Origin of the sequence: Algibacter marinivivus, from assembly GCF_003143755.1 — a bacterium.
Taxonomy (GTDB): Bacteria; Bacteroidota; Bacteroidia; order Flavobacteriales; family Flavobacteriaceae; genus Algibacter_B; species Algibacter_B marinivivus.
The window spans coordinates 1,597,090-1,617,334 of the sequence record NZ_QFRI01000001.1 but is presented as its reverse complement, the minus strand read 5'-3'; the positions used below and the strand labels follow the sequence as shown (position 1 = coordinate 1,617,334).

Below are 20,245 nucleotides of genomic sequence, written 5' to 3'. Positions count from 1 at the left end.
GACTTGAAACAGAAAGCCCGACCCTTGTGGTAACGCCCAAATTTTAATTATTTTCTGTTCCTAACAAATATCATCTTTATCCTTTACTTACCTTATTATTTTTGCTGTTTTAAACTATAATAAGCATAGTTAACTTATAATAAGAAACGAGCATTAACTATCTTTGTAATACTACAAAAACACTAAAATGGGTAAAGGAATTTATGTAGCTACGATAGAGCCAAATAGCGGTAAATCTGTTGTTGTGCTTGGGTTAATGCGCATGTTATTGGGTAAAACTGCTAAGGTTGGATATTTTAGACCAATTATTGAAGACACCAAAGCTGGAGAAATGGATAACCATATTAACACAGTGGTGTCGTATTTTGAAATTGACATTAATTATAAAAAAACATTTGCTTACACAAGAAGTGAAGTGTTAGACCTTTACAACAAAGGGAAGTCTGGCGATGTGTTAGACCAAATAATTAAAAAGTATAAGCATTTAGAGGAGAAATTTGATATTATTTTAGTTGAAGGCACCGACTTTTCTCATGAGAATTCTAGCTTAGAATTAGATATTAATCTTTTAATTTCTAAAAACTTAGGCTTACCCGCCATAATTGTTTCTCAGGGCGATGGGAAAACGCTATCTGAAGTTGTTGATAATGTACAACTAGCTCACGATACGTTTAAGGAAGAGGTTGATGTGCTTTCTATAATGACCAACAAAATTAATCCTGAAGATGTTTCTGAATTAAAAACACTTTTAAAAGCGCGGATTAATAGCGGTACTGATATTACTGTAATTCCTAAAATTAAAAGTCTAGCAAGCCCTACCATTAAAGAAATCTTAAAAAAACTAAAAGGTAATATTCTTTTTGGAGAGGACATGATTAACAATCAATCTGAAAATTTTAGCGTAGGCGCTATGCAATTGCGTAATTATTTAACACACCTTAAAGAAAATGCATTAGTTATAACACCTGGTGATAGAGCAGATATTATTTTAGGAGCACTTCAAGCCAATATTTCTAAAAACTATCCAAAAATTTCGGGTATTATCTTAACAGGTGGTCTGATTCCTGAAGATTCTATTTTAAAACTAATAGAAGGGCTCTCCAGTGTAGTCCCAATTATTAGTGTTAAAGAAGGTACTTTTTATGTAACCAATACCATTGGGAAAATTAAATCAAGGATTTATGCTGAAAACACAGAAAAAATTGAAACCTCAATTGCTACGTTTGAAAAACATGTGGATACAGATAAACTTTCTAATGATTTAATCACTTTTGAATCTGGAATTTTTACTCCAAGAATGTTTCAATATAATTTGTTACAACGTGCTTTAAAAAACAAAAAACACATTGTACTTCCTGAAGGCTATGATGAACGAATTCTAAGAGCTTCAGCAAGATTAATTGATGCCAATGTTGTTGATTTGACTTTAATTGGAGATGAAGACAAAATTATAGAACGTGTAGAAAAACTTGACATCCCTCTAAATCTTAAAAAATTAAATATTGTTTCTCCACAAAAATCACCTCATTTTAAAGATTATGTAGAGACATTTTATGAACTTAGAAAGCATAAAAATGTGAACTTAGATATGGCCAGAGATGCGATGTCTGATGTATCTTATTTTGCTACGATGATGATTTACAAAGGGCATGCAGATGGAATGGTTTCTGGTGCTGCACATACCACCGCTCATACTTTAAGGCCTGCTTTACAATTTATAAAAACCAAACCTGGAGTAAATATTGTGTCTTCAGTATTCTTTATGTGTTTAGAAGATCGTGTTTCAATATTTGGAGATTGTGCTATAAATCCAAACCCTAATGCTGAACAGTTAGCAGAAATTGCGATATCATCAGCTAAGTCTGCCGAAGATTTTGGTGTTGAAGCTAAAGTTGCCATGTTATCTTATTCTTCAGGAGCTTCTGGAAAAGGTGAAGATGTAGAACGTGTTAGAGAAGCCACAGAAATAGTAAAAAAGCAAGCACCTCATATAAAAATTGAAGGCCCTATCCAATATGATGCTGCGGTTGATATGCGTATCGGACAAAGCAAACTACCAGATTCTGAAGTTGCAGGACAAGCTAGTGTTTTAATTTTCCCTGATTTAAATACGGGAAACAACACTTACAAAGCGGTGCAACGTGAAACTGGTGCATTAGCAATTGGCCCAATGCTACAAGGGCTTAACAAACCTGTTAACGATTTAAGCAGAGGCTGTACTGCTGATGATATTTACAGTACCGTAATTATAACCGCCATTCAAGCTCAAGATATTTAATATGCAAGTACTTGTTTTAAACTCAGGAAGTTCTTCACTGAAATTTCAATTATTCTCCATGCCAGAAGCTACTATTTTATGCTCTGGGTTAATTGAGCGCATTGGTTTAGAGGATGCGATATTTACATTCAAAACAGACAAAGACACTATTAAAGTTGTTGAAGCAATCCCAAACCATAAAGTGGGTTTAGAAATGCTATCCAAACAATTATTGAATAGCGAAACTGGTATTATAAAATCTACGGATGCCATTGATATTGTGGGGCATCGTGTGGTGCATGGTGGTAAACACTTTACAGATACCGCGGAAATAACAGATGCTGTGAAGCAAAAAATCAAAGCCTTATCTTCTTTAGCACCATTGCACAACCCTGCTAATTTAGAAGGTATTGAAGTTGCTGAAGCTATTTTTCCAAATGCAAAACAAGTGGCCGTTTTTGATACAGCATTCCATCAATCAATTCCTGAATATGCTTATAAATACGCTATCCCTAATGAATTTTTGGATGAGCACAACATTCGTTTATATGGGTTTCATGGGACAAGTCATAAATACATTTCAGAAAAAGCAATCGAATATTTAGGAAAAGAACACTCTAAAATTATTACTATTCATCTTGGAAATGGTTGTAGCATGACTGCCATAAAAGATGGAAAAAGTATAGACCACTCTCTGGGGTTTTCACCTGTAAATGGGTTGATTATGGGAACACGTTCTGGCGATATAGACCAATCTATAATCTTTCATTTAGCCGAAAAATTTGGTTATACTTTAAGTGAAATAAACACACTACTTCAAAAGAAAAGTGGCATGTTAGGTTTAACAGGGTTTAGTGATTTAAGAGATATTCAAGCTGGAGCTGAAAAAGGAAACAAATCTTGCCAATTAGCATTACAAATGAATGCTTATCGTATTAAAAAATACATAGGAAGCTATACTGCTATTTTAAATGGATTGGATGCTATAGTATTTACTGCTGGAATTGGTGAAAACTCACCATTAATGCGAGAGCTTGTTTGTAAAGACTTGGATTATTTAGGCATTGAAATCGATTTAGATAAGAATGATATTAGACCAGACAAACTAACTGTTATTAGCCCTGAAAACTCTAAAGTAAAAGTATTAGTAATCCCTACTAATGAAGAATTAGAAATAGCCAAACAGTCTGTTGGTTTATTCGAAAATTAATCGTCCGCGATATACTTCTTCTACATCAATAACGGGAGGCACATTTACTGAAATAACATCCCCTATTCCAGAAATTTTCCCTTTAATTTCTTGTTGAGGATTTACAATCATATCGTTTGAACCTCTATTTGAAACAGTCACATTTTGAGCTATTAAATTACGCCCTTCAAATCGAGAAGTACCTGCTGCAAAAGTAACACTCAAATTATCCGTTTCCCCTGAAATGTAACATACTGATAAATTATTGAAAGTTAAGTTGAAATTAACATTATCAATCTGCAATCTAAAATCACCCACATTAAAACTTCCTGGAGCACCAAAATCTTCAGATAAAACCGTTAAACTCGGATAGGTTAAAATACCATCAGAACTAATATCATACTGCGTAGAACTTCTTATTTCTGAAATATTTGGCGATGTTACGTATACTTTTGTAATACCATAATCTCTAACGTAATTACAGGTATTATTATCGGTTAGTATCAATTGGTTATTTACAACCTCAACAGTAACATCATTTAATAAATTCTTTCCAGTTTCAACAGTCACGCTTTGTATTGCTCCCTGCTTAATTATTAACTCAACATCTCGATTTACAAGAATTTTATTAAAACTAGAAACAGTTACTTCTTCTTGAATAATAGACCCTGCTTTTTGAAAACAGTCTCCTGCATCTTCGCTATCACAAGCAAAAATGAAAACAAATAGAAATATGTACTTAAAAATCTTCATATATCGTTATTCATCAACTGCATTACCGTTGTCATCCAAAGGTAAAAAAGGGTTAAAAGCTATTTCCCAAAGGTTATCGTCCATATCAGCAACATAACTACTATAACCACCCCAGAACACTTCTTCTGGTCGCTTCACAATTTTAACGCCTTTATTTTCAAGTGCTTCAATCAAAGTATCAACCTCTTCTTTTGTTCGCGTATTATAAGCCAAAGTAAAGCCTTTAAAACCCGAACCTTCATGATTCACAGTAGCATCTTCAGCTAGCTTCTCTCTCGGGTAAAGCGACAAAAGAATTCCATTCATTTGAAAAAAAGCAATCCCATCATTACTTGATTTTGTTTTCTTCCAACCAAATTTATGTTCATAAAAATCTGAAGCTGTTTTTAAATCATTTACTCCAAGTCCAACAATAGTTAATCTTTGTTCCATACTTTTAGTTTTACAATCTAACACCTATTCCAAATTCTACACCTTCAGCTTTTGCACCGTGAGATTTTAGTGTTAAAGCGCCAAACCACTTTTTAGCAAAATAGCGTTTTAAACCAATCCTGACATAAGTTCTACCTTCAAAATCAAAAGGATAATATACGTAATAACCAAGTTGTGTTATTAAAGATGTTTGATTAATAAATAGCTCATGACCAGCAAAAACTCCAATACGTTTATGATCTTCATTCCCTGTAAGTCCATCATCAGGAAACGCAACACTTCTGTAATAAATAAGCTCCTTTAAAAAGTTTGAAAAAAACACATCAGCACCCAATTGTAGTGCACTTGTTTTATTAATACGTTTATCAGCATACGCAGAAACCACATACATAGCGTATTGTCCGCTGCCTACAATATCACTTTCATTTATGCCTGTTCTAAACGCTAGGTTATACTTTATAGGTTCAGAATACTCTTGGTCAGACCTTTTATCTAAAGTGTGTTGATACTCCAAATTTGTGTCTTCCAAATTATAATTAATACCAATATTAAAGGTTATAGAATTCGTTCCGTTGTTTGGCGATTTCACATTAGCATTAGAATAATGAATCAACGAAAACCCAGCCTGCAAACCAAACCTATCAATTATACGCTCCTTTTTGTAATTGAGCATCACATAGGTACTGCTTCCAAATTTAGTTCCGAATGCTACGTTTTTAAAATTGGTTTCTCTATCATAAGGATTGGTATTATATGCCATCCCTTGACCAATTCTAAACATTAAGTTCCGATTAAAAAAATAGAAATTGTAATGCGCATAAAACGAAAAGTTATTTCCTAAAACAGGGTTTTTCATCCCTTGGTAAGCAAAAGACACACCATAGTCAGGATAATTAAAACGCTGTTCCCAATCTTCAAAACCATACGTTTTTTTATTCCAACTTAAGATAACACCATCAGGATGCCCTTTTATCAAATGTAGAATTTCATTGTTGTGAAGTGCAATATTACCTCGAAAATAATTCACGTCAATATACGATGTATGCGTCTTATCTTGAGCAAAAGACAAGCTAAAAGCTAAACAAAAAACGCATAAAATTATTTGGCGCATAAATAGGTTTTACGCTGTAAAAGTAACGTAATTATTAAAACAATGCCGAAGCAATAGCTTTTATATTATCACTTTTACCCATAGAATAATAATGCAATACGGGAACACCAGCATCTAGTAATTCTTTAGACTGCTGAATGCACCATTCAACCCCCACCTGTCTTACCTGCTTATTATCTTTACATTTATAAACTTCTGTAATTAAAGATTCAGGTAAATCAATTTTAAAAACCTGCGGTAATAATTGTAAATGTCTATTTACAGCAATTGGTTTAATGCCAGGAATTATAGGCACATTAATCCCTTCTTTTTTTGCAGCCTCAACAAAGTCAAAATACCTTTTATTATCAAAAAACATCTGTGTTACAACATAATCCGCACCGGCATCAACCTTTTCTTTTAAGCGTTTTAAATCGGTTTTCATTGATGGCGCCTCTAAATGTTTTTCTGGGTAACCAGCTACGCCAATACAAAAATCTGCTTTATCATCAACATCTAAAATACCATGTAAATACTTTCCAGAATTTAAATTCTGAATTTGATTTACGAGTTGCGTAGCATAAGAATGTCCTCCTTTTGTAGCTTTAAAATATTGTTCACCTTTCATAGCATCACCACGTAAAGCCATAACATTATTAATGCCTAAGTAATGGCAATCCACCAACAAATACTCAGTTTCTTCTTTAGTAAAGCCACCACACAGTACGTGAGGTACAGTATCTACATTGTATTTATGCTTTATTGCAGCGCAAATACCTAGAGTCCCTGGTCGCATTCTAGTAATCTTTCTATCAAATAGCCCCTCTTTTTCAATATAAATAAACTCCTCTCTGGAAGTTGTTACATCAATAAAAGGAGGCTCAAATTCCATCAAAGGATCTATATTATTATATAATTCCTGAATATTTTTTCCTTTTTTAGGCGGAATAATCTCAAACGAAAACAACGTTTTACCGTTCGCTTTTTCTATGTGCTCTGTTACTTTCATCTATTCTTTTTTGTCATTATCGCTATAGCGAAACCTCATCTATAATTTATTTTTTTGGCGTTACCACAAGGGTCGGGCTTTCCGTTACAAGTCCTCGCACCTCTCCCGATAGCTATCGGGATCGGGCTGTGGGCTTTCCACTGCAATCCCTAACGCGGGTTATTCCGCCAAATTAGGGTGTAACCATTTTCTAGCTTTACTTTTGTCAATGCCTTTTCTCTCTGCATAATCAGTTAATTGATCATCTGTAATTTTACCTAATCCAAAATATTTCGATTCTGGATTACCAAAATAATATCCAGAAACTGCTGCTGCAGGCCACATTGCTAAACTTTCAGTTAAGGTAACCCCTATCAATTTTTCAACATCCAATAAGTCCCAAATCGTTTCCTTTTCCAAATGATCAGGACACGCAGGATACCCAGGTGCTGGACGAATTCCTTTATAACTCTCTTTTATTAAATCTTGGTTTGTTAAATCTTCATTGGCAGCGTAACCCCAATGCTTTGTTCTTATTTGTTTATGCAAATATTCAGCAAATGCTTCTGCAAATCTATCGGCTATGGCTTGTGCCATTATCGCATTGTAATCATCATCTTTTGCTTTATAACTATCAGCCAATTCTTGTGCTCCAAAAATACCCACACAAAAAGCTCCCATATAATCTGTTTTACCAGACTCTTTTGGCGCAACAAAATCTGCTAAAGCATGATTTGGAATTCCATCACGCTTTTTTAATTGCTGACGCAATGTTCTAAAAACAGCAATCTCTTCACTCTTTTTCTGAACCGAAATATCATCCTCATTAATTGAATTCGCTTCAAATAATCCAAAAACTGCTTTTGGTTTTAAAGATTGCTTCGCTATAATTTGCTGAACCATGTCTTGAGCATCTTCAAACAATTGTGTGGCTTGCTCACCAACAACATTATCTTTTAAAATATCTGGATATTTTCCATGTAAATCCCAACTTCTAAAAAACGGACTCCAATCTATAAAAGGCAATAATTCTTTCAAGCTTAATTGCTTTAAAATTTGAACGCCCAATTCCTTAGGCTTTACAATTTCAGATGTTTCCCAATCAATTTTATATTTTCTTTTTCGTGCCTCTTCAATTGAAATATATGATTTCTCCTTACCACGTTTTAAAAACTTAGTACGGAATTCATCATAATCCTTCTTCATTTTCGCCACATAAGCATGCGCTGTTTTCTTATTCAGTAAATCGCCAACAACCGTTACCGCTCTTGAGGCATCATTAACGTGTACTACAGCATTATTGTATTGTGTATCAATCTTAACAGCCGTATGCGCTTTTGATGTTGTTGCTCCACCAATTAGCAATGGCACTTCAAAATTTTTGTTTTGCATCTCTTTTGCCAAATACACCATCTCATCTAACGATGGCGTAATTAACCCTGATAATCCAATAGCATCTACACGCTCTGAAATAGCCGTTTCAATAATTTTTTCAGGTGGCACCATAACACCTAAATCTACAATCTCGTAGTTATTACAGGCTAGTACAACACTCACAATATTTTTACCAATATCATGAACATCTCCTTTTACGGTTGCCATTAATATTTTACCAACAGGCTCTGACTTATCTGATTTTTCAGCTTCAATAAACGGATTCAAATACGCCACCGCTTTTTTCATCACACGTGCCGATTTTACTACCTGAGGCAGAAACATTTTTCCTGCTCCAAACAAATCGCCAACCACATTCATACCAGTCATTAAATTGCCCTCAATAACTTCAATGGGTTTGTTCGCAGCAAGTCTTGCTTCCTCTATATCTTCAATAATAAAGGCATCCAAACCTTTTACCAATGCATGCGTAATTCTATCTTGTAACGGATTTTCGCGCCATGATAAATCGACTGTTTTTTCAGCTTTAGTACCTTTTACTGTTTCAGCAAAATCTAATAATCGCTCTGTAGCATCGTCTCGTCTATCAAGAATTACATCTTCAACGTGTTCTAATAAATCCTTTGGAATATCATCATAAACCTCCAACATCGCAGGATTTACAATCCCCATATTCATACCATTCTGGATGGCATAATACAAAAACACCGAATGCATCGCTTCACGTACCGTATTGTTTCCTCTAAAAGAAAACGACACATTACTCACACCACCACTTACAGAAACATTCTCAAGATTTTCTCGAACCCATTTCGTCGCTTCTATAAAATCAATAGCATTTCTTTTATGCTCATCCATTCCTGTTGCTACAGGAAATATATTTAAATCGAAAATGATATCTTCTGAAGGGAAACCAACTTTTTTTACTAAAACATCATAAGAGCGTTTTGCTATTTCAATACGCCTTTCATAATTATCGGCTTGTCCAACTTCATCAAACGCCATAACAATAACAGCAGCTCCATACTTTTTTATTTGCTTCGCTTCCCAAATAAATTTTTCTTCGCCTTCTTTAAGCGAAATAGAATTTACCACACACTTCCCTTGTACCACTTGTAACCCAGCCTCAATGATTTCCCATTTGGAAGAATCAATCATCATAGGCACACGGCAAATATCTGGTTCAGCAGCTATCAAGTTTAAAAAACGTACCATGGATTCTTTTCCATCAAGAAGTCCATCGTCCATGTTTATGTCTACAATTTGCGCTCCACCATCTACTTGGTGTCTTGCAATATCTAGCGCTTCATCAAATTTCTCTTCCTTGATTAACCGTAGAAACTTTCTAGAACCAGCAACGTTTGTACGCTCACCTACATTTATAAAATTGCTGTTTTCGTTTAGAATCAAAGGTTCTAAACCAGATAATTTCATGTATTTTGTTTGCTTAATCTTCATTATTTATAATGCTCTACTGTTGGAAACGGTTCATAAAAATGGTGTAATAATGCTTTCCATTCTTGATATTCATCTGATTGCCTAAAACCAATTTCATGGTCTTCAATCGTTTCCCAGTTTACTAATAATATATATTTATCGTCTTCTTCGATACACTTTTTTAATTCATGAGAAATATAACCTTTCATTGAAGAAATGATTGATTCTGCTTTTTTGAAATTAATTTCAAACTCAGCAGAAAGCCCTTCTTTTATGTTTAATATGGCTACTTCTAGAATCATAATTTGTTTAGACTAAGACTCTTCGACTGCGCTCAGAGTGACAAATTCACGTGGTTTATACTTAGCAGTAATATTCGCTATCACACGAATATGCTCCGGACTAGTACCACAACAACCACCAATAATATTTATTAAATTTTTCTTTAAATATTCTTCAATTTGTTCTCCCATTTCTTCTGGGGTTTCATCGTATTCTCCAAAGGCATTTGGTAAACCAGCATTTGGATGTGCTGAAATAGCAAAATCTGTTTTATTAGCAACTGCCTCTAAATGTGGTTGCAATAAATTTGCCCCTAAAGCACAATTAAACCCAACAGATAATAATGGAATATGTGATACCGAAATTAAAAACGCTTCAGCTGTTTGTCCTGATAAAGTTCTCCCTGATGCATCCGTAATTGTTCCGCTTAACATAATTGGCATATCAATATTGCGTTCTTCCTTTACTTGCTCAATAGCAAATAAAGCTGCTTTGGCATTCAAAGTATCAAATACCGTTTCTACTAATAACAAATCTACACCGCCATCAACTAAAGCTTCAACTTGTTGTTTGTATGCAATACGTAATTCATCAAAAGTTACAGCTCTATATCCAGGATCATTCACATCAGGAGACATACTTGCTGTTCTATTTGTTGGCCCTATTGAACCTGCTACAAAACGTGGTTTATGGGGTTCTTTAGCAGTAAATTCATCAGCAACTTCTTTTGCTATTTTAGCCGATTGATAATTCAATTCATATACCAAATCTTCCATTTGGTAATCTGCCATAGCAATGGTCGTTCCTGAAAACGTATTGGTTTCAACAATATCTGCACCTACTTCAAAATATTTTCCGTGAATGGTTTTAATTGCTTCTGGCTGTGTAATAGACAACAAATCGTTATTACCCTGCAATGGTGTAGGGTAATCTTTAAAACGCTCACCTCTAAAATCTTCTTCCGTGAATTTATAAGCTTGTAGCATGGTGCCCATAGCGCCATCTAAAACTAAAATTCGTTCTTTTAATACTTGTTGTATATTCGACATTCGATATTTATTATCTATATGTCATCAAGAAAAGTTGTGAAATACTTTTCGTTATCTTTCTAATACAAATTATATTAGTAGAATTTAGCACCTTCTTTAAAAGTTAAAGGGTTGCCAAGGCTTCAACGGGTCTAATCCCTCTACCTTTCTTGATAACAATAATTACGTTAATGAACTCAGGCACAAAAGTACTAACTATATTCCTTTATTCACACTAATTTTATAAAAATTGTACCTACTATTCAAAAAGTGATGATGACAAATATCGATCTCCTCTATCGCAAATAATTGCTACAATAATTCCTTCATCTATTTGTTCAGCAATTGTTAATGCACAAAACACAGAACCACCACTACTCATTCCTGCAAAAACACCTTCTTTTTTAGCTAAACGCTGGGTTGTTTCTTTAGCTTCTTCTTCTGTAACTTCAATTACTTTATCAACTTTTGCTTTACTAAAAATTGTTGGTACATAATCTGGTGACCATTTTCTAATCCCAGGAATTCTAGAACCGTCTGCGGGTTGTGCACCAACAATTGTAATATTATTACTCTTCTCTTTTAGATAGTTAGAAACACCCGTAATAGTTCCTGTTGTTCCCATTGCAGAGACAAAATGAGTTATTTTACCTTCTGTAGCCTTCCAAATTTCTGGACCTGTGGTTTTATAATGCGCTTTCCAGTTGTCATTATTTTCAAACTGGTTTAGCACAGTATACCCTTTTTCATCTCTTAATTTAAAAGCCAAATCTCTTGATCCTTCAATACCAATATCCGATGGGGTTAAAATAACCTTAGCACCATAAGCACGCATCGTTTTTACACGTTCTTCTGTAGAGTGTTCTGGCATAATTAGAACCATATTAAGCCCTAAAAGTTTAGAAATAAAAGCCAAGGCAATTCCTGTATTTCCACTGGTAGCCTCAACTAAAGTATCACCTTTTTTTATATCGCCTCTTTTTAAAGCTTCATTAATCATATTAAAAGCAGGACGATCTTTCACGCTTCCACCAGGGTTATTTCCTTCCAGTTTTAAAAACAAACGCACACCTTCTTTTTTCAAAAGATGCGTCGCTTCAACTAGAGGTGTATTTCCAATCTGACCAATAATACTATTTTCGAATCCCATTTTTTCTTGGTCTTATTTTAATTTCTGTTTGATAGGTTACCAACGAATTTTCTGGAACCGATTCTGTAATCCATACGTTAGCTCCGATAATACTATCTGCACCAATTACAATATCGCCACCTAAAATGGTCGCATTAGCATAAATACAAACATTATCTTCAATTGTTGGATGCCTTTTTGTAGAAGCCAAATTTTTAGAAACCGAAATTCCTCCCAAAGTTACCCCTTGATAAATCTTAACATTTTTACCAATAATAGACGTTTCACCAATCACAATTCCCGTTCCGTGGTCAATGTAAAACGACTCGCCAATTGTTGCTCCTGGATGAATATCAACACCCGTAATCCCATGAATATACTCACTCATCATCCTCGGTAAAATATAAATCCCAAGTTTGTAAAGCGCATTACTCAATCTGTAAATCGAAATCGCATAAAAACCAGGATACGCCATATAAATCTCCGCCAAAGAGTGCGAAGCAGGGTCATTACTCTCAAAAGCAATCGCATCTAAATCCAGTTTTTTTCTAATTTCAGGAAGCTCAGCCTTAAATGTCGCCCAAATTTCCTTGCCATTTTCAATCTCTAACGTAGTCAGTATCTTTAAAAAAGTCTTCTCCAAATAATCAGCATGCACCTCCTCTTGCGCACAATCAAACAACGAGTAAAACAATCTTTTAGTGAATGTTTTTGCTGTATCTTTTAGGCAAACGTTATAACTTTTCATCTGTTAAATATGAAATCCTACAAGGTTTTGAAAAATCTCGTAGGATTATGAATTTATATTTTTAATTCTTGACTTAAAAAGTCTTTTTCATTAATTAATAGCTTGAACTACAGCTTTTGGCGCTTCTTTTCTAGTGCCATCAAAACCGTTTACACCACTAACAGTTGTGTACTTCAATACAAATTTCTTACCTGGATTAATGATTTTATATGCCGCTTGACACATTATTGTTGCCTCATGAAAACCACAAAGAATTAGTTTTAATTTTCCTGGGTAATAGTTACCGTCTCCGATAGCAAAAATACCAGGAATATTAGTTTGATAATCTAAGGCATTATTAACTTTTATGGCGTTTTTTTCAATCTCTAAGCCCCAATTCGCAATAGGCCCTAATTTTGGTGATAGCCCAAACAGAGGTATAAAATGGTCAGTTTCCAAAGTAATAGGAGACTCGTCCTTTTTTGTGATTTCTAATGCTTCAACCTTACCATCTCCTAAAATATCAGTTACTTCTGCAGGTGTAATCAAATTGATTTTACCATCATTTTTTAATTCTTGAACTTTTTCAACAGAATCCAAATGACCTCTAAATTCATTACGTCTATGAATAAGCGTTACACTTTTTGCAACATCTGCTAAAAATATACTCCAATCTAATGCTGAATCTCCACCACCAGCAATCACAACATTCTTATCACGATACATCTCTGGCTCTTTAATCATGTACTCAACACCTCTATCCTCATATTTAGCAAGCGCTTCCAGTTGTGGTTTTCTTGGTTCAAAACTACCAAGACCACTAGCTATTGCTACAACAGGCGCTTGATGCTTTGTTCCTTTATTTGTAGTTACTATAAATGTACCATCTTCTTGTTTCTCAACAGTATCAGCACGTTCTCCCAAAGTAAATCCTGGTTCAAACTGCTTTCCTTGTTCTAACAAATTTCTGGTTAAGTCTCCTGCTAAAATTTCTGGAAACCCAGGAATATCATAAATAGGTTTTTTAGGATATAACTCTGAACATTGTCCACCTGGTTGTGGCAATGCGTCAATTAAATGACATTTCAATTTCAATAATCCTGCTTCAAAAACAGTAAATAACCCTGTTGGTCCTGCACCTATGATAATTATATCAGTCTTAATCATTTTTATCTAATTTAGACCAGTCAGGTTTTTTAAACCTGACTGGTCTTGTTCTTTACTTTTTACTTATTAATCCTTTTGTGAATTCGTTTAGTGTTTCTACTTTTTCTTCGAAATCCCCTTTTATTGTTTTTCTATACTCGTTTAAATTCTTTACTAAATCGTCCACATTTTCAGGAATGACATCCTCAAAAAACTGACGTAAACGCTTAGCTGTTGTTGGCGATTTTCCGTTAGTACTAATCGCTACTTTCACATTACCTTTTGTTACAATACCGCCCATATAAAAATCACAATATGGTGGATTATCGGCAACGTTTACTAATTTGGCTTCTGCTCTACAATCTTTCCAAACCTGAACATTCACTTCAGGTACATCTGTCGTAGCTACAACCATATGCTTGCCAATTAAATACTTTTTATTGTAAACATCATCAACTAATGTTACACAACCTTTTTTTGCAAGCGCTCTAGTACCTTCACGAAACATAGGCGATACCATAGTAACATGAGCATCAGGGCTCGATTTTAATAAGAACGTTAATTTTTCTTCAGCAACGTTTCCACCTCCAACAATAAGCACACTTAAGCTTTTAGCTTTCAAAAAAATTGGATATAAATTATTTCTTTCCATAATTTATAGTTCAACCACTTCTCTTGAAATTGAGTCTAATTTTGCTCGCTCTTTTACAACATCTCCAATAACTATAATAGCTGGAGCTGTGAGTTGCTTTTCTTTTACAACTTGTTGAATGTTACGAATAGTTCCAAAACCTACATTCTCATTATCTCGTGTACCATTCTGAATGATTGCAACTGGTGTGTTTCGCTTATTTTCAGCATAAAACACTTTAACAATTTCACTCAATTTATGCATCCCCATCAAAATAACAATGGTTGCAGTCGATTTTGCCGCTAATTCAACATCGGCAGATAAGGCATGGTCTTTAGTTGTAGCCGTAACTACCCAAAAACTTTCAGAAGACCCACGTTTTGTTAACGGAATGCCTTGATATGCCGGAACAGCCAATGCTGATGAAATACCTGGCACCACGTAGGTTTCTAAACCAAATCCTCTTACATAATCAATCTCCTCTGCACCACGACCAAAAATAAATGGGTCGCCCCCTTTTAATCGTACAACATGCCCTTTTTCTTTGGCTTTAGTAACAATTAACTCGTTGATTTGCTCCTGTTGAAAAGCATAACAACCTTTACGTTTCCCCACAAAAATACATTCAGTTTCATCCGAAGCATATTTTAATAAAGATTCGTTGATAAGTGCATCATATAAGATAACATCCGCAGACTCAATAGCCTTAATTGCTTTAAGGGTAATTAAATCTTCATCGCCAGGACCTGCACCTACAACCGTTAATTTTGGGGTTTTAATACTCATTTATGTTTTTTAAACTGCCTTTTTTTCTAGACGTGTTTGAGCTTCTCTAAATGCTCTAACTTTACCTAAAAATTCATTAGCATTTTCAATATACTTTGTTGCAAATTCGGCTGTTGGTGCAAATTTATTAATTTGATATATCATTTCAGAGAAAGACGTCCCTAAATCTATTCTTCCGCTAGCAATAAATAACTCATCAAATTGAGAAATAATGCCTGCATGTGTATTGGTCTTCTTGTTTTCAGCTAATAACAAAGCTTTCGCAGAATTAACTAAAGATTGGTAAGCTAAATAAATAGCTCCTGAATACACTCCGTTACCAAAAGATTCTTTTGCATTTTCAATTTTCTCTTCACTTTCAAAAAATAAGGTAGCGATTAAATCAATAACAACACCAGCACATTCTCCAATCCCTATTTCTTTTACGTATTTTTCTTCTTCGCCCCAATCAATAAAATCGGCTTGAGTTAAATTACTTGCATCTTGTAAATCGTTCAAGAAATCATAGAAGTACTTTTCGCCTTTTTCTTGGTAGTACTCAACAAATTGTTTTCCGTTGGCATTCGCTTCATAATCATTTAAGATTCTTCGTAATGCTTCAGGTCCTCTTTTACTTGGCACTTTTACTACTTTATCTGCAAACGTTGCATTTCCATCGCCTTGATTTCCTCCTCCTAGTAATACTTGCAATGCAGGTGCAATTAATTTATCTGGTGTACGAACCGTCATGCCTTGGAAACCAATATTTGCCATATTGTGTTGTCCACAAGCATTCATACAACCACTAATTTTGATAACTAAATCTTGGTTCTTTAAGTATTGCGGATATTCCGCTTTAATAACACGCTCTAATTCCACTGCAATTCCAGTACTACTCGCAATACCTAGATTACATGTATCTGTACCTGGACAAGCTGTAATATCAACCGCTTTATTATAACCCGCTTCAACAAAACCTAATTTTTCTAATTCATTATAGAAAAACGGTACTAATTCTCTTTTTACAAAAGGAATAACGATGTTTTGACGTAATGTTAAACGCACCTCACCGGCACTATATTTATCTACTAAATCAGCTAATAACCGTGCTTTATCTGTATAAAAATCACCTAACAATACTTTGATACCGATACCTACATAACCTTCCTGCTTTTGAGGAATTAAGTTAGTCGATTTCCAAGTTTCAAAAGCTTGTTGATCTTTAATTGTTACTTCTGGAATTTCAGTAAGTTCTACTGGAGTTGAAGCCACATAAGATTCTGCATCAATAGCAACACTTTTAAATTCAATAGCGTTTTGTTCTTGCTCAATTAATTCTCTAAAAGCATCTAAACCGATATCTTTTAATAAGAATTTCATTCTTGCTTTAGCACGACTTTTACGCTCTCCGTAACGGTCAAAAACTCTTAAAACACCTTCCATAATTGGAATGATTTTATCGGTCTCAACAAAATCGAACAATACATCTGCATGACGTGGTTGAGACCCTAAGCCTCCGCCCACCATTACTTTGAAACCACGAACACCGTCTTTTACTTTGGCAATGTATCCTATATCATGTAAGTACGACAATCCTGTATCTTCATCTGTTGAAGAAAAAGAGACTTTAAATTTACGTCCCATTTCTTGACAGATAGCGTTACGCAAAAAGAACTTGTACAATGCATCAGCATAAGGAGAAACATCAAAAGGTTCATCTATATCAATACCTGCTGTTTCAGAAGCGGTTACATTTCTTACTACATTTCCACAAGCTTCACGGACAGTAACATCATCCTTTTCTAACTCTGCCCAAAGCTCTGGCGTTCTATTTAAATCCACATAGTGAATCTGAATATCTTGACGTGTTGTGATATGTAAACGACCGCGAGAATACTCATCAGAAACTGCTGCAATTCTTCGTAATTGATTGCTTTTTAGTTTTCCGTAAGGTACTTTGATACGAATCATTTGTACGCCTTCTTGACGCTGACCGTAAACTCCACGTGCTAAACGCAGACTTCTAAATTTTTCTTCGTCGATTTTTCCGTTATGGAAAAGCTCTATTTTTTGAGCTAATTCTATAATGTCTTTTTGGACTATCGGATTCTCTATTTCTGTTTCGAAACTTTTCATCTTCTTTTTCTATTTATTGGATAAATCCGGCTCCAACCGTATTATTTGATTGTGGATCAATTAAAATAAATGAACCATTTGTTCTATGATTTCTAAACTGATCGTAAAAAATCGGTTTATTTAATTTGAATGTTACTGAAGCAATATCATTAATTTCTAACCCTGTAACATCTTTTTCAAAACCTGAATAATCTGGATTAATTTTATGATTGATTCTATCCACTTTTGCCAGTACTTTATTAATTCCGTGCTGAACAATATACTTTCCTCCAGGATTTAATTGGTCTGAATCCATCCAACATACATTGGCAGTAAATTGTTTATCAATCGTTGGTAAATCGTTTTCTTTAACAATCATGTCGCCACGACTTACATTAATATCATTTTCTAAAGTGATGGTTACCGATGAACGTCTTGAAGCCGTTTCATACTTTTCATCATAGAAATAAATATCCTTAATTTTAGAACGTGTTTTTGATGGCAACACAATAATATCATCGCCAACACTTAAATCGCCTCCGTATACTTTTCCTGCATACCCTCTATAATCATGGAAATCTTCCGTTTTTGGACGAATAACATATTGCACAGGGAAACGTGGTGTACCAACATTAAAAATATCAGCTTTATCCAACTGCTCTAAATGCTCTAATAAGGCTTCGCCTTCATACCAAGGCATTGCATCAGATTTATTTACAACATTATCACCTTTTAAAGCACTTACAGGAATAAAAGTAATTTTCTGATCTTGATAATCTCTTTTGCTCATCAATTCAGAAAAATCAGCTTTGATTTTATTGTAAACTTCTTCAGAGTAGTCAACTAAATCCATTTTGTTAATTGCAACAACAACATCTTTAATTCTCAATAAATTATTGATGAAGAAATGACGATTTGTTTGCTCAATAACACCTTTTCTAGCATCAATTAAGATAATAGATGCTTGGGAAGTTGAAGCTCCTGTTACCATGTTACGTGTATATTCAACATGACCAGGTGTATCTGCAATAATGTAACTTTTCTTTTTTGTTGAAAAATAAATATGTGCTACATCAATTGTGATTCCTTGTTCTCTTTCTGCAACTAAACCATCCGTAGCTAATGAAAAATCTAAGTAATCGTATCCACGTTGTTTACTTGTTTTTTCAATGGCTTCTAACTTATCTGTAGTTAAGGATTTTGTATCGTAAAGAATACGTCCTATCAACGTACTTTTCCCATCATCTACACTTCCTGCTGTTGCTATTTTTAATACTTCCATTTTATATGATTACCCTCTAAAGAAGGATTGTTTTTTTAGTTGATTTATTCTTTTTAGAAATACCCTTGTTGTTTACGTTTCTCCATCGCTGCTTCAGATCGTTTATCATCGATTCTAGCACCTCTTTCAGAAATTGTAGAATCTCTAATTTCTTCTACTACTTTAGAAATTGAAACTGCATCTGATAATACTGCCGCTGTACAACTCATATCTCCAACAGTTCTAAAACGAACCATTTTTTCTACAACTTCTTCGTTTTCATCTCTATAAACTACATCATCTTCAGCAGACCAAATCATACCATCTCTTAAGAATACGTTACGTTTGTGTGCAAAGTAAATTGAAGGAATTTCAATATTTTCTTTTTCTATATAAGACCAAACATCTAATTCGGTCCAGTTTGAAATTGGAAATACGCGCACATTTTGACCATGATCAATATCACCATTCAACATATCAAACAATTCTGGTCTTTGATTTTTTTCATCCCATTGCCCAAAATCATCACGAACAGAAAAAATACGCTCTTTAGCTCTTGCTTTTTCTTCATCACGTCTTGCACCACCAATTGCAGCATCAAACTTGAATTCTTCTAAAGCATCTAAAAGCGTTGTTGTTTGCAACATATTTCTACTTGCATAACGTCCAGACTCTTCTTTAACTTTACCTTCATCAATAGAATCTTGTACGTTTCTAACGATTAATTCCAAACCTAATTCTTTACATAAACGATCTCTAAACTCAATCGTTTCAGGGAAGTTATGCCCAGTATCAATGTGCATTAATGGAAAAGGAACTTTAGCTGGATAAAAAGCTTTTACAGCTAATCTTACTAAGGTAATTGAATCTTTCCCTCCAGAGAATAACAATACAGGTTTTTCAAACTGTGCTGCTACTTCCCTCATGATGTAAATCGCTTCGTTTTCAAGCGAGTTGATATGTGATGTGTCTTTATTCATAATATCTTATTTAAGCGTGTAAACCACACTCTCTGTTTTCTAATGCTTTTGTTGGATCAAAGTATTTAAATTCGTTTGATAGGTTATTTTCTTCTAAATAGGTATCTAATTTTTCATCAGACCAATAGTAAAATGGACTTACTTTTAAAACACCATCTTTACTTAAACTAAAAATACCGATACTATTTCTAAATGCTGTTTGCCCTTGACGTAAGTTTGTAAACCATACGTTTGGTTTGTGCTCCTCCATCGCTCTTTTAAAAGGTTCTAACTTCACTTGCTCAGTAAATAAAGCATGCTCTGGTGCATCTATACTAGGAATCCCCATAACCACATCTCTGTGTGCAGATGTTTGTTTTGGCACATATAAAGACACATTCAAGCTTAAATCTTTAATTATTTGTTCTGCGTGTTTATAGGTTTGTGGTGTGTTGTAACCTGTATCACACCAAACTACTGGTATTGTTGAATCAACAGCACTAACCGCATGAAGGATTGCCGCTTCATAAGGTCTGAAATTTGTTGTAACTACCGCTTTGTTATTAAGTTCAAAAGCCTTCTGAATAATTTCAGATGGTGAAGCTTTTTCAAAGCTTTTATTTAATTCTTCTATTTGATTGTCTGTAAACATAATTCTACT

General features: G+C 34.4%; 18 protein-coding genes and 1 riboswitch. Of the genes, 2 read left to right on the top strand and 16 right to left on the bottom strand.

From position 1 onward, the window contains the following. The first annotated feature begins 187 nt into the window (after positions 1-187). Together pta and DIS18_RS07330 are read left to right on the top strand one after the other, a co-directional pair. Positions 188-2,278, top strand: a complete 2,091-nt coding sequence (gene pta / locus DIS18_RS07335; RefSeq protein ID WP_109352342.1) for a phosphate acetyltransferase — start codon at positions 188-190, stop codon at positions 2,276-2,278. 1 nt (position 2,279) lies between these two features. Next, the gene (locus DIS18_RS07330; RefSeq protein WP_109352341.1) at positions 2,280-3,467 is read left to right on the top strand and encodes an acetate/propionate family kinase; all 1,188 of its coding nucleotides are present in this window, start codon (positions 2,280-2,282) and stop codon (positions 3,465-3,467) included. Here the strand turns inward: DIS18_RS07330 and DIS18_RS07325 are convergent. From DIS18_RS07325 to DIS18_RS07250, 16 genes are all read right to left on the bottom strand, one after another. After that, positions 3,453-4,199 carry a head GIN domain-containing protein gene (locus tag DIS18_RS07325; protein ID WP_109352340.1) on the bottom strand — a complete coding sequence of 249 codons (747 nt, stop codon included), beginning with the start codon at positions 4,197-4,199 and terminating at the stop codon, positions 3,453-3,455. The two genes, DIS18_RS07330 and DIS18_RS07325, sit on opposite strands and share 15 nt — an antisense overlap. Positions 4,200-4,205: 6 nt before the next feature. Beyond that, complete coding sequence (locus tag DIS18_RS07320; protein WP_109352339.1) at positions 4,206-4,631, bottom strand: VOC family protein; 426 nt, start codon at positions 4,629-4,631, stop codon at positions 4,206-4,208. 10 nt (positions 4,632-4,641) lie between these two features. Then, complete coding sequence (locus DIS18_RS07315; protein WP_109352338.1) at positions 4,642-5,742, bottom strand: acyloxyacyl hydrolase; 1,101 nt, start codon at positions 5,740-5,742, stop codon at positions 4,642-4,644. A gap of 34 nt (positions 5,743-5,776) precedes the next feature. Further along, positions 5,777-6,730, bottom strand: a complete 954-nt coding sequence (metF, locus tag DIS18_RS07310) for a methylenetetrahydrofolate reductase [NAD(P)H] (protein WP_109352337.1) — start codon at positions 6,728-6,730, stop codon at positions 5,777-5,779. 159 nt (positions 6,731-6,889) lie between these two features. Further along, positions 6,890-9,562, bottom strand: a complete 2,673-nt coding sequence (metH, locus tag DIS18_RS07305) for a methionine synthase (RefSeq protein WP_109352336.1) — start codon at positions 9,560-9,562, stop codon at positions 6,890-6,892. Beyond that, a complete protein-coding gene (locus DIS18_RS07300; RefSeq protein WP_109352335.1) occupies positions 9,562-9,843 on the bottom strand; it encodes an antibiotic biosynthesis monooxygenase family protein in 282 nt (93 codons plus the stop codon). Before DIS18_RS07300 ends, metH begins: the two co-directional genes overlap by 1 nt. 12 nt (positions 9,844-9,855) lie before the next feature. After that, positions 9,856-10,872 (bottom strand): homocysteine S-methyltransferase family protein, encoded by a 1,017-nt coding sequence (locus tag DIS18_RS07295; protein ID WP_109352334.1) that lies wholly within the window; start codon positions 10,870-10,872, stop codon positions 9,856-9,858. Positions 10,873-10,920: 48 nt separating this feature from the next. Further along, a riboswitch (SAM riboswitch) is annotated at positions 10,921-11,031 on the bottom strand. A gap of 79 nt (positions 11,032-11,110) precedes the next feature. After that, positions 11,111-12,001: a cysteine synthase CysM gene (gene cysM / locus DIS18_RS07290; RefSeq protein WP_109352333.1), complete on the bottom strand. Its 891-nt coding sequence runs from the start codon at positions 11,999-12,001 to the stop codon at positions 11,111-11,113. After that, entirely contained in the window at positions 11,985-12,728 is a 744-nt protein-coding gene (gene epsC, locus DIS18_RS07285; protein ID WP_109352332.1) for a serine O-acetyltransferase EpsC, read from the bottom strand. The genes cysM and epsC overlap by 17 nt, the downstream gene beginning before the upstream one ends. Positions 12,729-12,818: 90 nt before the next feature. Beyond that, positions 12,819-13,874 carry an NAD(P)/FAD-dependent oxidoreductase gene (locus tag DIS18_RS07280; protein ID WP_109352331.1) on the bottom strand — a complete coding sequence of 352 codons (1,056 nt, stop codon included), beginning with the start codon at positions 13,872-13,874 and terminating at the stop codon, positions 12,819-12,821. A 52-nt stretch (positions 13,875-13,926) separates the two neighbouring features. After that, a complete protein-coding gene (locus DIS18_RS07275) occupies positions 13,927-14,505 on the bottom strand; it encodes a precorrin-2 dehydrogenase/sirohydrochlorin ferrochelatase family protein (RefSeq protein ID WP_109352330.1) in 579 nt (192 codons plus the stop codon). A 3-nt stretch (positions 14,506-14,508) separates the two neighbouring features. Beyond that, a complete protein-coding gene (gene cobA / locus DIS18_RS07270; protein WP_109352329.1) occupies positions 14,509-15,270 on the bottom strand; it encodes a uroporphyrinogen-III C-methyltransferase in 762 nt (253 codons plus the stop codon). 9 nt (positions 15,271-15,279) lie between these two features. Beyond that, the gene (locus DIS18_RS07265; protein ID WP_109352328.1) at positions 15,280-17,385 is read right to left on the bottom strand and encodes a HEPN domain-containing protein; all 2,106 of its coding nucleotides are present in this window, start codon (positions 17,383-17,385) and stop codon (positions 15,280-15,282) included. Positions 17,386-17,398: 13 nt separating this feature from the next. Further along, positions 17,399-18,646, bottom strand: coding sequence for a sulfate adenylyltransferase subunit 1 (locus tag DIS18_RS07260; protein WP_109352327.1), 1,248 nt, complete (start codon positions 18,644-18,646; stop codon positions 17,399-17,401). A gap of 53 nt (positions 18,647-18,699) precedes the next feature. Then, entirely contained in the window at positions 18,700-19,605 is a 906-nt protein-coding gene (gene cysD / locus DIS18_RS07255) for a sulfate adenylyltransferase subunit CysD (RefSeq protein WP_109352326.1), read from the bottom strand. 10 nt (positions 19,606-19,615) lie between these two features. Further along, positions 19,616-20,236 (bottom strand): phosphoadenosine phosphosulfate reductase domain-containing protein, encoded by a 621-nt coding sequence (locus DIS18_RS07250; RefSeq protein ID WP_109352325.1) that lies wholly within the window; start codon positions 20,234-20,236, stop codon positions 19,616-19,618. Positions 20,237-20,245 lie beyond the last annotated feature (9 nt).